The sequence below is a fragment of the Streptococcus pseudoporcinus LQ 940-04 genome, from assembly GCF_000188035.1.
Lineage (GTDB): Bacteria > Bacillota > Bacilli > Lactobacillales > Streptococcaceae > Streptococcus > Streptococcus pseudoporcinus.
Genome location: NZ_AEUY02000005.1, coordinates 1,251,335 through 1,268,134 on the forward strand (window position 1 = coordinate 1,251,335; position 16,800 = coordinate 1,268,134).

Consider the following 16,800-nt stretch of genomic DNA (forward strand, 5'->3'; position numbering starts at 1 on the left):
GATTCTATATGTATTACAGTAGCGGAAATTTTGAAGCCTTTGCAAGACCGCGAAAACCAAAAGAGGTAGACAAGAAGTCGGCTTATATCATTGGCTCAGGTTTAGCTGGATTAGCAGCAGCAGTTTTTCTCATACGTGATGGCCAGATGGCTGGTGATCGTATCCATATCTTAGAGGAACTTCCACTCTCTGGTGGTTCGCTAGATGGTATTAAACGTCCTGATATCGGCTTTGTAACACGTGGTGGACGTGAGATGGAAAACCATTTTGAATGTATGTGGGATATGTATCGTTCAATTCCTTCCTTAGAAATCCCAGATGCTTCCTACTTAGATGAATTTTATTGGTTAGATAAAGATGATCCTAATTCATCTAATTGTCGTTTGATTCATAAAAGGGGAAATCGTGTTCCCGATGATGGTCAATACACTTTAGGTAAACATTCTAAAGAACTGATTACTTTAGTAATGACAAAAGAGGAGGACTTGGGAACAAAAACCATTGAAGATGTTTTCTCAGAAGAGTTCTTTAAGAGTAATTTCTGGGTATATTGGGCAACCATGTTTGCTTTTGAAAAATGGCATTCTGCAGTGGAAATGCGACGTTATGCGATGCGTTTTATTCACCATATAGATGGTTTACCAGATTTTACATCCTTAAAATTTAATAAATACAATCAATATGAGTCAATGGTAAAACCTATTATTGCCTACTTAGAATCACATGGTGTTGATATTCAATTTGATACTAAAGTTAATAATGTTAGAGTTGATATCAAATCTGATAAGAAAGTAGCTAAGGAGCTCTTATTGAGTGTTTCTGGACAAACTAAAAAGATTAGCTTAACTGAGGATGATTTTGTCTTTGTAACCAATGGTTCTATTACAGAAAGTACTAACTATGGAAGCCATCATACAGTGGCAAAACCTAATACAGATTTAGGTGGTTCTTGGAATTTGTGGGAAAATTTAGCAGCCCAATCTGATGATTTCGGTCATCCAAAAGTCTTTTATAAAGACCTACCTGCTGAATCTTGGTTTGTATCAGCGACAGCAACTATTAAAAATCCTGCTCTTGAGCCGTATATTGAGCGCTTGACACACAGAGATTTACATGATGGCAAAATTAATTCTGGTGGTATTATTACCATTACTGACTCTAACTGGTTGATGAGCTTTGCTATTCATCGGCAACCTCATTTCAAAGAACAAAAAGAGAACGAAACAGCAGTATGGATTTATGGCCTCTATTCAAATATAAAAGGAAACTATATCCAAAAACCTATTGAAGAGTGTACTGGGCAAGAAATCACTGAGGAGCTCTTATACCATCTAGGAGTTCCTGAAAATAAAATTCATGACTTAGCAAATCAAGAGAGTGTTAATACTATACCGGTTTATATGCCTTATATTACAAGTTATTTCATGCCACGCGTGAAAGGTGATCGGCCTAAGGTTATCCCCGATGGTTCTGTCAATTTAGCTTTTATTGGTAATTTTGCGGAATCTCCAAGTCGTGATACTGTCTTCACAACGGAATATTCAATCCGCACAGCAATGGAAGCTGTTTACATGTTTTTAAATATTGAGCGAGGTGTCCCAGAAGTTTTCAATTCAACTTACGATATTCGAGAATTATTGAAAGCTATGTATTATCTCAATGACAAAAAAGCTATAGAAGCTATGGATTTACCTATTCCACAAATGATTCGAAAAGTGGGACTGAAGAAGATTAAAGGTACTTTCCTTGAAGAGTTATTGGAAGAAGCACATTTGTTATAAAGAAACGGTTAGATGAAAGTATAAAAGAATTTTAAAGAGGCTTAAGGTCTCAAAAAAACCATTGAAAAATATTTTTCAATGGTTTTTTGATTGCTTTAAACTATGATTTTTATCATCTGGTTCAAAGGCAACTATTCTTTAATTAATTCTTCTTCACGTTTTGAAAGAATCAGATAGCCGATAGCTGAAAAAGCAGATAAAGCTGCAACGACTAAATAGGACCAGAACCAGCCAAATTTATCTGCAAAGATAGGCATTAGCCAATTAGCTCCCATATTTCCAATTAAGTAGGCTGTTACACCAACAAAACCAATTGCAGTACCCGCAACATTTAGAGGAACAAAGTTTATGGTTAAAATATTGACAATTAATTGTGGTCCGTAAATGAGGGAGCCCAGTATACCGGAAATAATAAGTAAAAAGAGGTAATTTGGATGACCACTAGCAGTCATATGCTCATAGAGGAAGACAAAAGCAGACATTGCCAGTAGGCCGATAGCTCCAATTTTAGCCATTTTATTAGGATATTTGACGGCTAGCCAAGCAAATAATAGTGAGCCTGGTATTGCCACCCATTCTAAAATGGAAATAGCTAAATGGATTTTAGCCTCTGGCAACTGAGCAACTTCACTTAAGTAAATTGGCATCCAATCTTCGATCCCAAACCGCACAAAATAAAGTGCAACATTAACAGCTGCTACAAGTAATAGGGCCGGATTGCAGAAGACATACTTCCAGATTAATTGCCAGTAGCTTAGAGTATTTTTCTCTTCTTCTGTGGCAACATTAGACTCTCCACCTTCACCAAACATTGTTCTCAAAGAGTCTAATCCTTCTGATTCAGGATTATCCCCTCCATATTTCCAACAAATAGCTGCAAATCCTAAAACAAAAAGTCCAGGAATTAAGAAGGCCAAAAGAATATTTCCCTTAGCTGGGACAACCAAACCGGCACTCGTAAAGAAAGCAATGGTTAACGGAAGTAGGGCAGACCCGGCATTTTGAGAAATATTCCAGCCAGCGATAGCCCCTCCTCTCGTTTTATTAGGGAAAAAGTTGGCAATCATAGCTTGAGAGGCAGGAGCTAAAGCTCCTTGAACAACTCCACACAAGAATAAAAGAATCCCTAGGAGTAGCATAGATTTATGGAAAAATCCAATAATAATACATATGATAGCGCTTGCAGCAAGGCTCGTAGCAAAGAGCTTTCGTAAGCTGACACGGTCACCTAAAGCTCCCATGTAAAATTTTGCTAAGCCATATGAGACTGTTAAGCAAGATAATAGTGTTGCAATTTGTGCTTTATCCCAACCGTTAGAAATCATAATAGAATGAGACATTAATTTGAAATTATTACGAACCAGGTAGGCACATACATATCCAAAAAATGCAATTAAAAAAACAACTTTTTGACGTTTAAGAAAGTGGGAAAATTTTTCTGCATTTTCTTTTTCGTAGATATTCATAATAGTTCTCCGAAATTTTAATATAGTTTAAAAACCACCGATAGTCTAACTTTTCTGTTATAACAATTATATACTTTATCATAAAATTAAAATTTTGTCAATAATTATTAAAATGTTATATTTTTTCATTTTATATATTAAGAAGTCAGTTCATTGGTTAAACTCATCTTTTTAGTAGAAACGTGGAGTTAATCCGGTTTTCTCCTTATCTTATTAAGTATTTAAAGTAAAAAATATGGGAGTTTTTCCAGATAAGGTAAGTGTTTTATTAGAAACGAATAAATTTATCGTTGCAAAGAGGTCTTAGCCCTTTTCTTTTTTATAGGCTTCTTAGCAGTCTAGTTTCCCTTTTGAATCTATTTTTTGTTATAATGAGACTATAACATGTAAGAAAAGGAAGACACCTTTGCAAGAATATTCAGTTGAGATTGCTTTAAATCACCCTGATGACGTTTTATCACTTTTTGGCAGTAATGAGCGCCATTTAAAATTAATTGAAAATCATTTAGAAGTTATTATTCATGCGCGAACAGAACGTGTCCAGATAGTTGGTGATGATCAAGGGGCGGTTGAATTAGCCCGTTTAACCATTCAAGCGTTGCTAGTTCTCGTTAACAGAGGAATGATCGTTAATACTTCTGATGTTGTGACGGCTTTATCAATGGCTGAAAAAGGAACTATTGACAAATTTGTTGCTTTATATGAGGAAGAAATCATTAAGGACAACAGTGGCAAACCAATTCGTGTCAAAACACTTGGTCAAAAATGCTATGTAGAAAGTGTTAAAAAGCATGATGTTGTTTTTGGGATTGGTCCGGCTGGTACGGGGAAAACCTTCTTGGCTGTTACACTTGCTGTGAATGCTTTGAAACGTGGACAGGTCAAGCGCATTATTCTAACTCGTCCAGCAGTTGAGGCAGGAGAGAGTCTAGGTTTTTTACCGGGTGACTTGAAAGAAAAAGTAGACCCTTATTTGAGACCAGTCTATGACGCCCTCTACCAGATTTTAGGAAAAGAACAGACAGGTCGAATGATGGAAAGGGAGATTATTGAGATTGCTCCCCTTGCCTATATGCGTGGACGAACCCTAGATGACGCTTTTGTTATTTTGGATGAAGCACAAAATACCACAGTTATGCAGATGAAAATGTTCCTAACCCGATTAGGTTTTAATTCTAAAATGATTGTTAATGGTGATAGGAGTCAAATTGATTTACCTAAAAATGTTAAGTCTGGTTTAATTGATGCTTGTCACAAGTTAACACAGATCAAAGCTATTGATTTTGTGTATTTTTCAGCTACTGATGTGGTGCGTCATCCAGTTGTTGCGGATATTATCAAAGCCTATGAAAGCGAAGCTAGTGTTGAACTCCCAGCTAGCGCTAGCAATTCTCAAAAGGAAAGTCAGGTAGAGATGGAGCAAACATCAGGTTTGACTCGTTACCAGGTGATTGGAGAATTGTCTGATCAGGATATTGACAACTAAAAGAGGCTCTTCTTTGGAAGGGCTTTTTGTGAAAGGAAAAGTTATGGATAAGATATTTGAAGCTATAATGGCAGATGCAGATAACCAGAAGTTTACAGAAGAAGGAATCGAACCCCTCTATGACGCCCCATCATCAGCTAAAATAGTTATTGTTGGTCAAGCACCGGGAATAATTGCTCAAAAGACCAAACTTTTTTGGAATGACCGTAGTGGTGTAAAGCTTAGGCAGTGGTTGGATGTAGATAGCGACACCTTTTATCATTCTGGTAAGTTTGCTATTTTACCCATGGATTTTTATTATCCCGGTAAAGGCAAAGGCGGTGATTTGCCTCCTCGTAAGGGCTTTGCAGACAAGTGGCACCAGCCCTTACTTGATCTTTTACCAACTGTTGAACTCATCATTTTAGTAGGACAATATGCCCAGGCCTACTATTTAGGAAAGGCAAAAAAGAAAACTCTGACAGAAACGGTCAAAGCTTATCAAGATTATCTGCCTAGATTTTTCCCTTTAGTTCATCCTTCGCCACGAAACCAGCTTTGGTTAAAGAAGAACCCTTGGTTTGAAGAAGAAGTCATACCAGCCCTCCAAGCGAGAGTAGCTAAACTTCTTAAATAAAATTCTCAGAATCCTTAATAGTAGCAATACTCCCCATTTCTTTTTTCTTATGGTATAATGAACTGATAAAAGCAATTGAAAGAAGAACCTATGTATATCGAGATGATTGACGAGACAGGCCTTGTTTCGCAAGAGATTATGGAGCAAACAAAAGATTTGCTTAACTTCGCCGCTAAAAAAACGGGTAAATCTGAAAAAGAAATGTCTGTAACCTTTGTCACTACTGAACGAAGCCATGAGCTCAATTTGGAGTACCGCGATACAGATCGTCCCACAGACGTGATTTCCTTAGAATATAAACCTGAAAGGCCTATTCTTTTCGAAGAAAGTGACCTAGAAAACAATCCAGACTTGGCAGAGATGCTGGCAGAATTTGACGCCTACATCGGAGAACTTTTCATTTCGGTAGATAAGGCTAGAGAACAAGCGCAAGAATATGGTCATTCCTTTGAAAGAGAAATGGGTTTTCTTGCTGTTCATGGATTCTTACATATTAATGGTTACGACCATTACACGCCAGAAGAAGAAAAAGAAATGTTCACACTACAGGAAGAGATTTTGACTGCTTATGGCCTTACACGACAATAAATCCCAACGTAAATGGAAAAATAGAACTGTCACCTCTAGCTTAGAGTTTGCTTTAACAGGGATAGTGACAGCCATTAAAGAAGAACGTAATTTAAAAAGTCATCTGCTATCTGCTATCGCAGCAATAATTGCTGGTATCTTACTAAGGATTTCAGCTATTGAATGGTTATTTCTTTTTCTAGCTATCTTCTTAGTCATTGCATTGGAAATTGTTAACTCTGCTGTGGAAAACGTAGTGGATTTAGCGAGTGAGTATCACTTTTCTATGTTGGCTAAGAAAGCAAAAGATATGGCAGCAGGAGCTGTTTTAGTGATGTCATTATATGCTGTCGTTACAGGAATTATCATTTTCGCACCTAAAATCTGGGAACTCATCTTTTAATTATCAGAAAACGGAGAATATATGTCATTCAAATCAGGCTTCGTAGCCATATTAGGCCGACCAAATGTCGGTAAATCAACCTTTTTAAACCATGTTATGGGCCAGAAAATCGCCATCATGAGTGATAAGGCGCAAACAACCCGTAATAAAATTATGGGTATCTATACAACCGAGCAAGAACAGATTGTTTTCATTGACACCCCAGGAATTCATAAACCTAAAACAGCTTTAGGCGATTTCATGGTTGAGTCAGCATATAGTACCTTAAGAGAAGTAGATACTGTTCTTTTCATGGTTCCAGCAGATGAAAAGCGTGGTAAGGGTGATGACATGATTATGGAACGCCTTCGAAATGCTAAGATCCCAGTTATTCTTGTTATTAATAAAATTGACAAAGTCCATCCAGATCAACTCTTAGAACAAATTGACGACTTTAGAAGTCAAATGGATTTCAAGGAAATTGTACCGATATCAGCTTTGGAAGGAAACAACATTCCAACCCTCATGTCATTATTGACAGATAATTTAGAAGAGGGCTTCCAATATTTCCCAGCTGATCAAATCACAGACCACCCAGAACGATTCTTGGTCTCAGAAATGATTCGTGAAAAAGTGTTACACTTAACACAACAGGAGATTCCTCATTCCGTTGCAGTAGTGATAGAATCCATGAAACGTGACGAGGATAGCGACAAAGTTCATATTCGAGCAACTATCATGGTTGAACGTGATAGCCAAAAAGGGATTATCATCGGTAAACAAGGAGCTATGCTCAAGAAAATCGGTAAAATGGCCCGCCGTGACATCGAACTCATGTTAGGAGATAAAGTCTACTTAGAAACTTGGGTTAAGGTCAAAAAGAATTGGCGTGACAAAAAACTTGACCTAGCCGACTTTGGTTATAATCAGAAGGAGTACTGAGAATGAGACTAGAAATACAGTAATAACCCCTGGTGCTAGTTAATTTCAAAATATCGTAAATTATGAGCCAGAACAATTTGTTCCATTCGTAACTGTAGTCCATTTAGCCCTCTAGCTAATGTATGTTCGATGTCAAAGAGACCACATAGCTCAGAAAAACGTGTTTCGATAGTTCGTCTCATGGCCATCACTTTCCAATTGTTATGTTCTTTAGCCCCTGCCATGTTTCGTCGCAATGGCGTCCACAGATGGTAACCTTCCTGTTCTAGGTTCTTTTTAAGTTCACTGCTTAGGTAGCCTAAATTACCTAGGATAATTGATTGCTTACACCCTTCTAATAGTTCATGAGCCACCTTGATATCATGGACAGAGGCTGGTGTGACAACATAGTTCAGAATGTAACCAGATAAGGTCACCAGCATATGAACCTTGAAACCGTAGAACCAAAGAAGTTTAGAGGCGTTGTAGCCAATATCGGCTAATCCTTTAAAAATGGCAACTCTATCAGATGGAAGCATGTCACTCATAGCCTTTCGGATTAATTGGACTAGCCAAATCAATTATCTAGACCGACGATTGAAACGACTTCTTTCTAGTAACCGACCACAAGGAAAGGGGTGGCTGATGGTGTAGAAATGGCGTTGTGATGTCATACCTAGTTCAGCTTGTAACAAAAGCAAGACAAGGAGCGATTCATCTGAAACTTTGACTAAGCCAACATTACGCCGATGTTTGAAGGAATCTGGGCAATAATTTTGGTAGAAGTGATGGCAAATTTGAGATAATTGGCGTAAATTCCATTGCAAATGATGAGATTTAGCAGTCTACTGTAAGTGGCTCATGTGGACTAACCCCCTGTATGTTTCGTCACTTACAGTATAGTCCATTTGGGCTTTTTATTGTAGTTTGAAATTAACTAGCACCAGGGGTTAAGTATGGAAATCGAAAGTTTTGGGCAAGGGGTTATTCCGTCAGTACAGTCGGATTAAACGAAAAAACTGTTGCGTCTATATTCGAGAGCAAATAAATTATCCAGTGGATGATTTATTCACGAGCTTTGAATTTAGAAAGCGAGTAGGAAAGATGACATTGTACTCGATTCTTGAGTGTAAAAGAATATGAAGACCCATTTTCAGATGGCGGATTCAGAATACGATAAAAGCCCGTTGTTACGGGCATTAGTCAAGTAATAAAAGCACTAACCTAAACGTCTTCAGCGAACGCCTTTAGGCGTCGCTGGAGGGAAACGGCTTCCAGCCGGTGTACAAACCACCCGTTTTCACGGGTGGTTATGACTTTCTTCCAGCCCATTTCATAGTCCTATCAAAGCGTTGGACTTGGATTTCAGGCCAGACATAAGGAGATTCTGGATTTTTCAATTTTTGAACAGGGAGAATGACGGTTAAGGCTACCATAGCGATGAAAGCTAGAAGACCAAAGAGCCAATCCCAACCACTGACCATCTCTTGGTTGACAATATAGTAGAAATAATAGAGGCTCATCGGTGTAAAGAGGACCAGAGTTGTGGCCATACCAGCATTGTACCAGCTATTGAGGGCCTTGTTGTTGGCGATAACGTGACCTGGGAACTGCATGAGGTTAAAGAACATGAGCCCGATACCCAGCCAAATCCAGTTTGGATTGAAAATCCCAAGGATGTAGGCGATATAGGCTGAGTAGTTGACAATCAAAGAAGACTGGGTGTTACCTGGATAGCGTCTAAAATTATCCACTTCCTTATAGGTCCCGCGGTTGATAACTACGCCCGCACCGCCAGGGAAGATATACTCTTCACACTGGTGGGCCAAAAGGGCCATAAAGTTATAAACCATAAAGGCTTGCAGGAAAGTCAAGTCGGCATTTCCAGACATCAACATATAGATGCCCAAGCCAATCAGCATAGTAAGAGTGACATATTGCCAATAATTTCGCATAAAGTTCATGGTTTTCTCCTTATTTCATATAGGGTTTAGCGCGGTAGACTTCTTCTTTGGAAAAAGCATAGCGGTCAGATTGTTTGCCCAAGGCCTTATAGATTGGGGACTGAAAGGCGAACCAGTAGTTAAAGCCAATCCAGACGATAGCTAAGAGAAAGTCTAGCCAAGTAAAGCTGAGACTGGTCTGGCTGAAAAAGACAAGGGACAGAGGTACTAGACCAATAACAGTCGTTGCAAGACCAGGGTTGTAGATTTTTTGAGAGAGACTGGGAAGAAAATCCCGTGCATGAGCAATTCTGCAAAAGCAAAAAGGAAGACCGCCAAGGTCAAGAATTTGACACCTGGAAGCAAGAGGGCCAGGATGTAAACCGCTAGGGCAAACCACCAGTTACCAAACCAAGAGGACAGGCTGTTGAGTTCCCACTTTGTCGCGTCATCTTCTTCCAGCTTGAGCTCCACCTTGATGGCTACCCAAGGAAAGCCACCCGGAAAACCAAACTCTTCGAAAAAATGCAGGAAGATGAAAATGGTTGAAGCCAGAATCAATTTACCCTCCAGCGACCAGTTACCGACTGCTAGGACCAAGCCCAAAAAGCCAGCAACATAAACAGAAATGTTATACCATTGTCGAATCAAAAAATTTTTCATGATGTTCTCCATTTATGATGTGTGACATATTTTAACGAAGATTATGATATACTAAAGTAATAAATATCGCAATAGTAGATGAACTAAAAGGCACAAAGGAGAAAAATTGTGACAGATAGAGAAGGTAGAAGGAAGCATCAAATTAGAGAAACTAAGGATAGTTTTAGACAGGCCTTATTTCAATTACTAGAGAAGCAGACGCTAGATCAGATTAGAGTCAGTCATTTATCTGAAAAGGCAGGCTATGCTAGACGTACTTTTTACCGTCATTATTTAGGGCCAGAAGATATTTTAAGAGAAGAAGCAGAGCAGTTGGCACTTTATTTATTTACTTCTTTAGCGGGTTTAGATAATCCCAGTTTTGGTGATTTTGTAGAACATTTTTTTACTTTTTGGGAGAAAGAAAAGCGCTTTTTACAGATATTGTGGCGTAACCAGCTTTTCTCCTTGGTTTACAGCTCTTGGGCCAATCATATTACAGGCTCTCCTTTGGTGCAAAAGCGTCAGTTTAAAAATAGTTACCAGCAAGCCTATGTCATGGGGGGCATGTTTCATTTATTACAAGCTTGGGTTGAAAAAGGGTGCAAAGATAGTCCTGGTCAGATGCGCCACATTACACGCCAAATTATAAAAGGTTTGCATGAAGTGAAAGAGTGAGTCTCTTGTTAAAGACTAGAGGAGCTCACCTCTTGTTTTTATAACTTAATACCCGTGGTGCTAGTTGCTAATCACTAACAAAAAAGTTCAAATGGTTTATACTGTAAGTGACCAAACTGACAGGAATCAACCAAATGAACCACTTACACTATAACTCTAAGCCACATTACTTGCAATATAGCATGAAACAATTAAAGCAAATCTGCTCTCAGTGTTATCATGAATGTGCTCCAACTGTTCTTCTCAAATGTCGAAATATTAAATCTTGTAAGGTTTCAGACCTGTCAGTTTTGACTCTTCTAGTCCTGGATTAAGTCGCAGCGAAGATTCTATCGGATGTGTCAACTGTTTATTGGGGATACTGGTCTGGGACGAACTCGCTTTTATCGTAGAGCCCGCTACCTCATTCCTCTGCTAAAAATGATTCAACAGTGGATGAATCAGCAGTTTCTCAATGATGACATAGCTATTATAGACAGTTTTCCGCTTCCACTTTATCTACCAGCTAGAAATGGAAAGGCAAAGGTATTACAAGGACAAGCCGATATTTCCTATAATCCTTCTAAGAAAATGTGGTTTTATGGATTTAAAGTACACCTGTTAGTCACTCTGTCCAGCTTTATTATCAATTATGTTGTCACTTCTGCTTCGGTTCACGACAGTCAAGTGGCAGAAGAATTGATAGAGGGCAGTTCATTCCCTTATATTTTAGAAGACCTAGGTTACTTAAGTAAGCCATTAAAACAGAAACTAGCTCAGAAAGGCTATTGTTTTTGGACCCCATTGCGACAGAATATGGATGGTACATACCACCACAATCATTGGAAGTTGATGCCTCAACGACGAACCATTGAAACAAGATTTTCTGTCCTTTGCGCGCACTTTGATATCGAAAGACCGTTGGCGAGGAGTTTAAAAGGAATTGAATTGTGGTTAGAACAAAGCATTTTGGCCTATAATCTAAGTTTTATTAACTAGCACCACGGGTAGTAATAGGATATAGCATTAAATGTCTAATGGAAAAAAGAATTTATCTCTAAGTAAAGTTTGCTTAGAGGTATTTTTAATTTAGGAGCAAAAATGAAAAAAAGATTATATACCCTATCTGCACTCAAAAGTCGGCTATGACAAAGTGATCATGACTTTTTCTGGTGGTATCCTTGCAAATGACAAGGGGGACATATTACTCCAACTGAGAAGAGACAAAAAGACTTGGGCAATCGCAGGTGGTGCTATGGAGTTGGAAGAGAGTTCGGTTGACACGTATCTAAGAGAATTTTTTGAAGAGAGGGGTATACTAGGTGGAAAGATACAAAGACGCACAGCTAATGAGCTGTGTTTTCTTTTGTTTTGGTTAAAATTAGGCAATTATTGACTTATAGGCAAAACTATGGATTCATGGTAGAATAGTGTTTACTCATTTAAATGATAAAGTGCTAATTTAATTAAAAAAATATCGAATATATAGATAGGGAACAACAAAAATAACAGAAATGAGGTTGAGAATGAGTAAACGAAAAACAAGTATGTTTATATTATTAGTTAGCATTTTTATTTCAACAACAAATGTCTTTGCAGGTGCAAGACAGATTGGTAACCTATCACATTTTCGAATTACGCCCAGTTTTACAGGAACAGGTTATTTGCAAAAAATGAATGATAGCTACTATGTCGTCAATTTAGCATCGAAAAATCCCCAAATTAGAGTAAAACATTACCTTGCAAATTCTCAAGGTGTGAGAAGAAGTGATATTGATATGACTTGGACCGGTCAAAGAGGATTCTATACCAATAATGCCAAAAGAAATTATATTTATAACATGAACTTAGCTAGAGAAAACTTTTGGGATAAAGGATTCTTTATTGATGGTAGTTGGTCTCCAGATTCAAAATAAAATCGCTTAAAGAAAAAATATTTGTTTGTTATTCCCACAATTGAAGGAGAAAAAATGCTTCCGTTAAAATTATTACCCTCTAAAAAAGGCTATATTTTACTTTGCTTACTATTTGTCATCTTAATTTATCATCAAGCGATTTCTCATATGGTATTTTTTGATGATAGTGCTGCTGATATTGCTCAAATTCAAGGAGAATCAGTCAAACTAAAATTATTTTATGGGTTATTATCATTAAATAACAGTCTTTTCGAATATAATTTTTTTCAATCTTTTATCTTACCTTTGCAAATTGTCATCCTAGGTTCCATTTATGATAAGACAAAATCTAATTATTGTCGTTTTTATCTAGGTAGGAGCACAGATTATTATGATGCTATCAATAAATTGAAAAAACAGCTCTCATTAATTAATTGTCTATTATTTTTGTTAATTTTGATTCTTATTAGTGTGATTGCTGGAGCCGTGGGGCGTTTTGGTTCCCACAGTTTAGTCTATTATTTCCAAAGAGGATCACTCTTACAATTCTTCTCAAATAGTACTTGGCATTATCTTTTCTATTATGCAATGGTAAAATGCTTAGCAATTTATTCAGAAACCTATCTGTTATTTAAGATGATTGATAGTTATAATCATTTCTTAAAAGCTACATTGGCCTTCTTATTATTTTTATGGGCTACCGCACCTATTTTATACAGTATTCTCCCCTTTTATTTGGTTCCAATGTCTCATTTAATGATAACTTCTTATGGGAATATAAATCTCTGGCAATTAATTGCTTCCTATTTACCATGTATTTGTTGCTTACTGTTTTTAAAATATAAAAATCCAAATGAAATATTATAACTATATTTACTTATTTTGCAAAACAATTGTCAACTGGTGGATTATTTTTTTGCTACTGACGCATTATAATGATTTGTCCATTCAAAGTACAACTCAAATGGTAGAGAGTCAATTGTTGAATCCCTTTATCATTATAAAAGGGCAGTCGCTTAGTTTTATGAGAATTATCATGGTGCTTGGCTTGTCCTTAATAAGTTTCTTGGATAGTTATTCTTTAATTCCTGAAATTTGTAAAGGATTTAAGCAAATTCTAGAGATTCATTCAAAATCTAAATTAGACTATCGACTTTCTTTAATAAAATTATTAACTATTACCTATTGTAAAGAATATTTACTACTTTTTTCAGGAATTGTTTACGTCTTATTGCTACTGAAATGTCAATTTTTCAATTGGGAATTTCTTTTTTTCCTGATTGCTTGGTTTATTGCTGACATAATATCTTATTTTTTGATTTTATATTTCGTATCTGAGGAGCTACTTTCCATTTTTTTAAGTTGTTTAGCAATTCTATTCAGATATTATTTTATTAATCATCTATTTTATGTCATTGGATTTCTTGTTTTATTATACTTACTTACTTTATATCTGAGGAGGCTAACTAGTGCTAGAGATAATAAATGGCTATAAATATAAGGGGAATACTGAACTCTTAACTAATATTTCTTTGAAGTTTGACCAGCATCATGTCTATGGATTAGTTGGTATAAATGGATCTGGAAAGACTATGTTATTGCGAGTATTATCTGGTTTTACAAGCTTAGACAGAGGAACTGTTATTCAAGATGGAATTAAAATAGGGCAAAGTCATTCGACAATAGTTAATGCAGGAATTGTACTTGGTAACCAAGATTTTCTCAACCATTTAACACTCGAAGAAAATTTAAATGTGATAAAAAAAATTTGTTGTAACAGACAGAGAATTGATTTAGATTACTGGATAAACCTTTATGAAATTGAAAAATTTAAGAAGACCCTTTATAAACATCTTTCCTTAGGAACACGCAAGAAAATGCTTTTAATACAAGCTTTTATGGATTATCCTAGAATATTAATTCTAGATGAACCAATGAATGCACTAGATATCAGAAGTGTCGAAATAACAAAGGAGCTCATAAGGAGACAAAGAGAAAAAGGTTTTGTGATTATGACCTCTCATTATAAAAATGATATTGATGATTTATGTGACACCATCATACATGTTCAGGAAGGAAAAATACTTAATAGAGATTAATCTTTGATGCGTGAAAAAATGCTAGGAGAAATTTTAAGCCTCTTTCTTACCGGTTTTAGTAATAAAGAGGCTCTAAAATTAAAAATCTTTTCAACAAATAATATTGATTCTCTAGAAAACTTATCGTAGAAACACAGAGTGCAGTTGAAGGTATATTTTGACGATACTTTTAAATTAGGAGAGTAAAGATAAGGAGACGTACAGCAAGAAGCTTGTGCTTTTTGTAAACTAAAAATAAACGAAAGAGTGAATTTTGACTAGATTCAACAAAATATGATAAATACAAATTTTGTAATAAATTAAAAAATGACAATAAATTGATTGAGATTAACTTAAAATATATAATTGATAATAATAACTTTCAAGAACTGAGTAATACCATCTGTTATTATTGAAAATAATATAAGCATTGGACTATTAGGTGAATATTTATATACTGGAAGACGATTTAAGTCAACAAGTCTACCTTGAGAAATTGATAAAACAAATACTTTCACAAAAAAATCGGCAAAATGATAACGTTAAATCTTTTGAACAACCAGAAGATTTAATAAATACTGTGAAAGAAAAAGGAAATCATCAATTATTTTTTCTAGATATTGAATTAGGTCAAAATGATATCCTACAAATTCCATTTGAAAAAATTTTATTTATTGAAACTTCATCAGAGTCACATCATATTACCTAAATAAAATTTTCAAGCGGTCTAATTATACCGTTTAAGCAATATGTTGACTTTTAAAGAAAAATAAATAGAATAACAAATGACTAATGTTATATTGTATTTGTCTCGTGATAAAAAATATAATGGAGGTGAACCAAATGACTAAACAACTATTAGAACAGGCTTCTCAAATTTCAAATGAATATTTGTCTTTGATTCGAGGGCTAAAGGAACTTGTAAATATGTGTATCCCGGATCGAATGGGTATGCCTGTAGATATCCTAATGGTGAGTGGGGATATATTGTAACAAAAAGTAATTTTGAAGCAACAAAGGATGTGGTCGTTAATGGCTGGATTTCGCCACTCGGTGGAGGATATTTTAATCCCAAATATAGAGGCTAATTTTATGAAAATAACAAAAAATGATTTGTTGATTGAAGTAACAAATTTAATTCTTAATCCAGCTGTTAAAGAAGAAGAAAGACAACTTTTAATAACATATAAAAATAATATTGAAAAGTCTCAGCATATAGAAAATAATGTGATGAATTTATCCAACGACCTAAGACAATTAGCTGTCAAAAATTTATCTTCAAAAGAAGTAATGAGTATACCCGTCAATGAGTTTTATAAAAAAATATGTTCCTATAATGAATTACAAAAAAATATTGCGCGTGGCTTAGGGTCATATGGCATTATCAGGTAGAAAATTGTGAAACTAAAAGTTTTACTTCCAATTTGTTTGACAACAATCATAACAGTTATCTTTGGACATGTATTAAAAATAGATTCTTGGACAATTAGGAAATTAATTATTAGTGCTGTCACTTTTGAATTAGTCTGCTTTCTATTATCCAGACCTAAAGATCATAGACATCTTTCATTTATGGCAAGTCTAAACAAGTTTTCAACCTTTATTAGACAAACAAAATATTTCTCAGTTTTCTACATTATTTTTTTGATTTATAAAATTTGGAAGGGGTCTAGTGCCTTAAATTTATTATTCTATATTCCTATCATTTTTGTTTTTTATTCCATAGGATTCATCTTAAGTATGAATAATATTCAGATGAAAGAGTAAAAAATGCTTGTGGTGGATTTTGTCTAATTAATAGAATAGTGATTAATCGATTTATGAAAAAAAGATTTTGGGAAATGACTTCTATATCTTAAAAAAAAAAGTAAAAAAAGGAGTAGCTTTTGTCAGCTTTAAAATGGTTTTCAGGTGGTAAAAATAGAAAAAAAGAAGCAGTGAGAATTCTTGATTTGTTGATAGCTTCGCATGCTCAAGGATATAATCAAAGTCAGCATTTTATTAAAGTTCTTCATCAATACCAAGATGAACTTCAATCAAATGGGACTTCGGTACCATTAATTATCAGTCGGATAAATGTTGAACTTGCTTCTGTTCTCAAAGAAGGTAAGATAACCGTAACTCCACAAGAATCTGACTATTTGAAGCAATTACGAGCTGTTTCCAATATCCGCTATGGTTATTAATAGATATTTTATTTCACAAAAATCAGGCAAGTCATCACTAAATGGGGCTTGCTTTTTTTCATTTTTCAGCTCTCCTTTTGTCGTGTTATAATAAATATAGTGATATCATTCAGGGTAATCCTATAATGATTGAAATTAATGTATAAAGAAACAAAGTTTGTTATTCAAATTTTGGATCAA

At 35.6% G+C, this 16,800-nt stretch carries 18 protein-coding genes and 4 pseudogenes; 18 read left to right on the forward strand and 4 right to left on the reverse strand.

Annotated elements, in window-relative coordinates; translation table 11 throughout:
- The first annotated feature begins 8 nt into the window (after nucleotides 1-8).
- Nucleotides 9-1,781: an oleate hydratase gene (locus STRPS_RS07525; RefSeq protein ID WP_007895778.1), complete on the forward strand. Its 1,773-nt coding sequence runs from the start codon at nucleotides 9-11 to the stop codon at nucleotides 1,779-1,781.
- Between the two features lie 131 nt (nucleotides 1,782-1,912).
- Here STRPS_RS07525 and STRPS_RS07530 read toward each other — a convergent pair whose 3' ends face one another.
- Nucleotides 1,913-3,247: an MFS transporter gene (locus tag STRPS_RS07530; RefSeq protein WP_007895801.1), complete on the reverse strand. Its 1,335-nt coding sequence runs from the start codon at nucleotides 3,245-3,247 to the stop codon at nucleotides 1,913-1,915.
- A gap of 406 nt (nucleotides 3,248-3,653) precedes the next feature.
- Between STRPS_RS07530 and STRPS_RS07535 the strand changes: the two genes are divergently transcribed.
- The 5 genes from STRPS_RS07535 to era all read left to right on the forward strand — a co-directional run bounded on the left by STRPS_RS07535 (nucleotide 3,654) and on the right by era (nucleotide 7,240).
- A complete protein-coding gene (locus tag STRPS_RS07535) occupies nucleotides 3,654-4,733 on the forward strand; it encodes a PhoH family protein (RefSeq protein WP_007895797.1) in 1,080 nt (359 codons plus the stop codon).
- A gap of 43 nt (nucleotides 4,734-4,776) precedes the next feature.
- Nucleotides 4,777-5,349, forward strand: coding sequence for a uracil-DNA glycosylase family protein (locus tag STRPS_RS07540; RefSeq protein ID WP_037599014.1), 573 nt, complete (start codon nucleotides 4,777-4,779; stop codon nucleotides 5,347-5,349).
- Nucleotides 5,350-5,439: 90 nt separating this feature from the next.
- The gene (gene ybeY, locus STRPS_RS07545; protein WP_007895872.1) at nucleotides 5,440-5,937 is read left to right on the forward strand and encodes an rRNA maturation RNase YbeY; all 498 of its coding nucleotides are present in this window, start codon (nucleotides 5,440-5,442) and stop codon (nucleotides 5,935-5,937) included.
- Nucleotides 5,918-6,319, forward strand: a complete 402-nt coding sequence (locus tag STRPS_RS07550) for a diacylglycerol kinase family protein (protein WP_007895844.1) — start codon at nucleotides 5,918-5,920, stop codon at nucleotides 6,317-6,319. The genes ybeY and STRPS_RS07550 overlap by 20 nt, the downstream gene beginning before the upstream one ends.
- A 21-nt stretch (nucleotides 6,320-6,340) precedes the next feature.
- The gene (era, locus tag STRPS_RS07555; RefSeq protein ID WP_007895827.1) at nucleotides 6,341-7,240 is read left to right on the forward strand and encodes a GTPase Era; all 900 of its coding nucleotides are present in this window, start codon (nucleotides 6,341-6,343) and stop codon (nucleotides 7,238-7,240) included.
- A 35-nt stretch (nucleotides 7,241-7,275) separates the two neighbouring features.
- Here era and STRPS_RS07560 read toward each other — a convergent pair.
- Nucleotides 7,276-8,046, reverse strand: a pseudogene (locus tag STRPS_RS07560) (IS982 family transposase).
- 125 nt (nucleotides 8,047-8,171) lie between these two features.
- Here STRPS_RS07560 and STRPS_RS10920 point away from each other — a divergent pair.
- A pseudogene (locus tag STRPS_RS10920) lies at nucleotides 8,172-8,399 on the forward strand (hypothetical protein); the annotation flags it as partial.
- Nucleotides 8,400-8,529: 130 nt separating this feature from the next.
- Here the strand turns inward: STRPS_RS10920 and STRPS_RS07565 are convergent.
- Both STRPS_RS07565 and STRPS_RS07570 read right to left on the reverse strand, forming a co-directional pair.
- Nucleotides 8,530-9,183, reverse strand: coding sequence for an HXXEE domain-containing protein (locus tag STRPS_RS07565; protein ID WP_007895740.1), 654 nt, complete (start codon nucleotides 9,181-9,183; stop codon nucleotides 8,530-8,532).
- Nucleotides 9,184-9,390: 207 nt separating this feature from the next.
- Complete coding sequence (locus STRPS_RS07570) at nucleotides 9,391-9,825, reverse strand: hypothetical protein (RefSeq protein ID WP_007895799.1); 435 nt, start codon at nucleotides 9,823-9,825, stop codon at nucleotides 9,391-9,393.
- Nucleotides 9,826-9,933: 108 nt separating this feature from the next.
- On the opposite strand from STRPS_RS07570, the gene STRPS_RS07575 reads away from it, so the two are divergent.
- From STRPS_RS07575 to STRPS_RS07625, 11 genes and pseudogenes are all read left to right on the forward strand, one after another.
- A complete protein-coding gene (locus STRPS_RS07575) occupies nucleotides 9,934-10,482 on the forward strand; it encodes a TetR/AcrR family transcriptional regulator (RefSeq protein WP_007895849.1) in 549 nt (182 codons plus the stop codon).
- A 134-nt stretch (nucleotides 10,483-10,616) separates the two neighbouring features.
- Nucleotides 10,617-11,460: pseudogene (locus tag STRPS_RS07580) on the forward strand (IS982 family transposase).
- 160 nt (nucleotides 11,461-11,620) lie between these two features.
- Nucleotides 11,621-11,779: pseudogene (locus STRPS_RS07585) on the forward strand (NUDIX domain-containing protein); the annotation flags it as partial.
- A gap of 208 nt (nucleotides 11,780-11,987) precedes the next feature.
- Entirely contained in the window at nucleotides 11,988-12,377 is a 390-nt protein-coding gene (locus STRPS_RS07590; protein ID WP_007895781.1) for a hypothetical protein, read from the forward strand.
- 54 nt (nucleotides 12,378-12,431) lie between these two features.
- Entirely contained in the window at nucleotides 12,432-13,223 is a 792-nt protein-coding gene (locus STRPS_RS07595; RefSeq protein ID WP_007895895.1) for a hypothetical protein, read from the forward strand.
- 602 nt (nucleotides 13,224-13,825) lie between these two features.
- Entirely contained in the window at nucleotides 13,826-14,455 is a 630-nt protein-coding gene (locus tag STRPS_RS07605; RefSeq protein ID WP_007895693.1) for an ABC transporter ATP-binding protein, read from the forward strand.
- A gap of 421 nt (nucleotides 14,456-14,876) precedes the next feature.
- On the forward strand, nucleotides 14,877-15,143 hold the full coding sequence (locus STRPS_RS07610; protein ID WP_007895773.1) for a response regulator: 267 nt from the start codon (nucleotides 14,877-14,879) through the stop codon (nucleotides 15,141-15,143).
- Between the two features lie 134 nt (nucleotides 15,144-15,277).
- Nucleotides 15,278-15,427 carry a hypothetical protein gene (locus STRPS_RS10805; RefSeq protein WP_007895852.1) on the forward strand — a complete coding sequence of 50 codons (150 nt, stop codon included), beginning with the start codon at nucleotides 15,278-15,280 and terminating at the stop codon, nucleotides 15,425-15,427.
- Complete coding sequence (locus tag STRPS_RS10810) at nucleotides 15,364-15,522, forward strand: garvicin Q family class II bacteriocin (RefSeq protein WP_232010997.1); 159 nt, start codon at nucleotides 15,364-15,366, stop codon at nucleotides 15,520-15,522. The genes STRPS_RS10805 and STRPS_RS10810 overlap by 64 nt, the downstream gene beginning before the upstream one ends.
- Nucleotides 15,467-15,826: a bacteriocin immunity protein gene (locus STRPS_RS07615; RefSeq protein WP_007895882.1), complete on the forward strand. Its 360-nt coding sequence runs from the start codon at nucleotides 15,467-15,469 to the stop codon at nucleotides 15,824-15,826. Before STRPS_RS10810 ends, STRPS_RS07615 begins: the two co-directional genes overlap by 56 nt.
- A 494-nt stretch (nucleotides 15,827-16,320) precedes the next feature.
- Nucleotides 16,321-16,620 (forward strand): bacteriocin immunity protein, encoded by a 300-nt coding sequence (locus tag STRPS_RS07625; protein WP_007895724.1) that lies wholly within the window; start codon nucleotides 16,321-16,323, stop codon nucleotides 16,618-16,620.
- Nucleotides 16,621-16,800: the final 180 nt, after the last annotated feature.

Coding starts and splice junctions, on each gene's coding strand:
- STRPS_RS07590 (WP_007895781.1), top strand. CDS start 11,988: ATGAGTAAACGAAAAACAAGTATGTTTATATTATTAGTTAGCATTTTT.
- ybeY (WP_007895872.1), top strand. CDS start 5,440: ATGTATATCGAGATGATTGACGAGACAGGCCTTGTTTCGCAAGAGATT.
- STRPS_RS10805 (WP_007895852.1), top strand. CDS start 15,278: ATGACTAAACAACTATTAGAACAGGCTTCTCAAATTTCAAATGAATAT.
- STRPS_RS07540 (WP_037599014.1), top strand. CDS start 4,777: ATGGATAAGATATTTGAAGCTATAATGGCAGATGCAGATAACCAGAAG.
- era (WP_007895827.1), top strand. CDS start 6,341: ATGTCATTCAAATCAGGCTTCGTAGCCATATTAGGCCGACCAAATGTC.
- STRPS_RS07530 (WP_007895801.1), bottom strand. CDS start 3,247: ATGAATATCTACGAAAAAGAAAATGCAGAAAAATTTTCCCACTTTCTT.
- STRPS_RS07565 (WP_007895740.1), bottom strand. CDS start 9,183: ATGAACTTTATGCGAAATTATTGGCAATATGTCACTCTTACTATGCTG.
- STRPS_RS07550 (WP_007895844.1), top strand. CDS start 5,918: ATGGCCTTACACGACAATAAATCCCAACGTAAATGGAAAAATAGAACT.
- STRPS_RS07525 (WP_007895778.1), top strand. CDS start 9: ATGTATTACAGTAGCGGAAATTTTGAAGCCTTTGCAAGACCGCGAAAA.
- STRPS_RS07570 (WP_007895799.1), bottom strand. CDS start 9,825: ATGAAAAATTTTTTGATTCGACAATGGTATAACATTTCTGTTTATGTT.
- STRPS_RS07595 (WP_007895895.1), top strand. CDS start 12,432: ATGCTTCCGTTAAAATTATTACCCTCTAAAAAAGGCTATATTTTACTT.
- STRPS_RS07615 (WP_007895882.1), top strand. CDS start 15,467: ATGGCTGGATTTCGCCACTCGGTGGAGGATATTTTAATCCCAAATATA.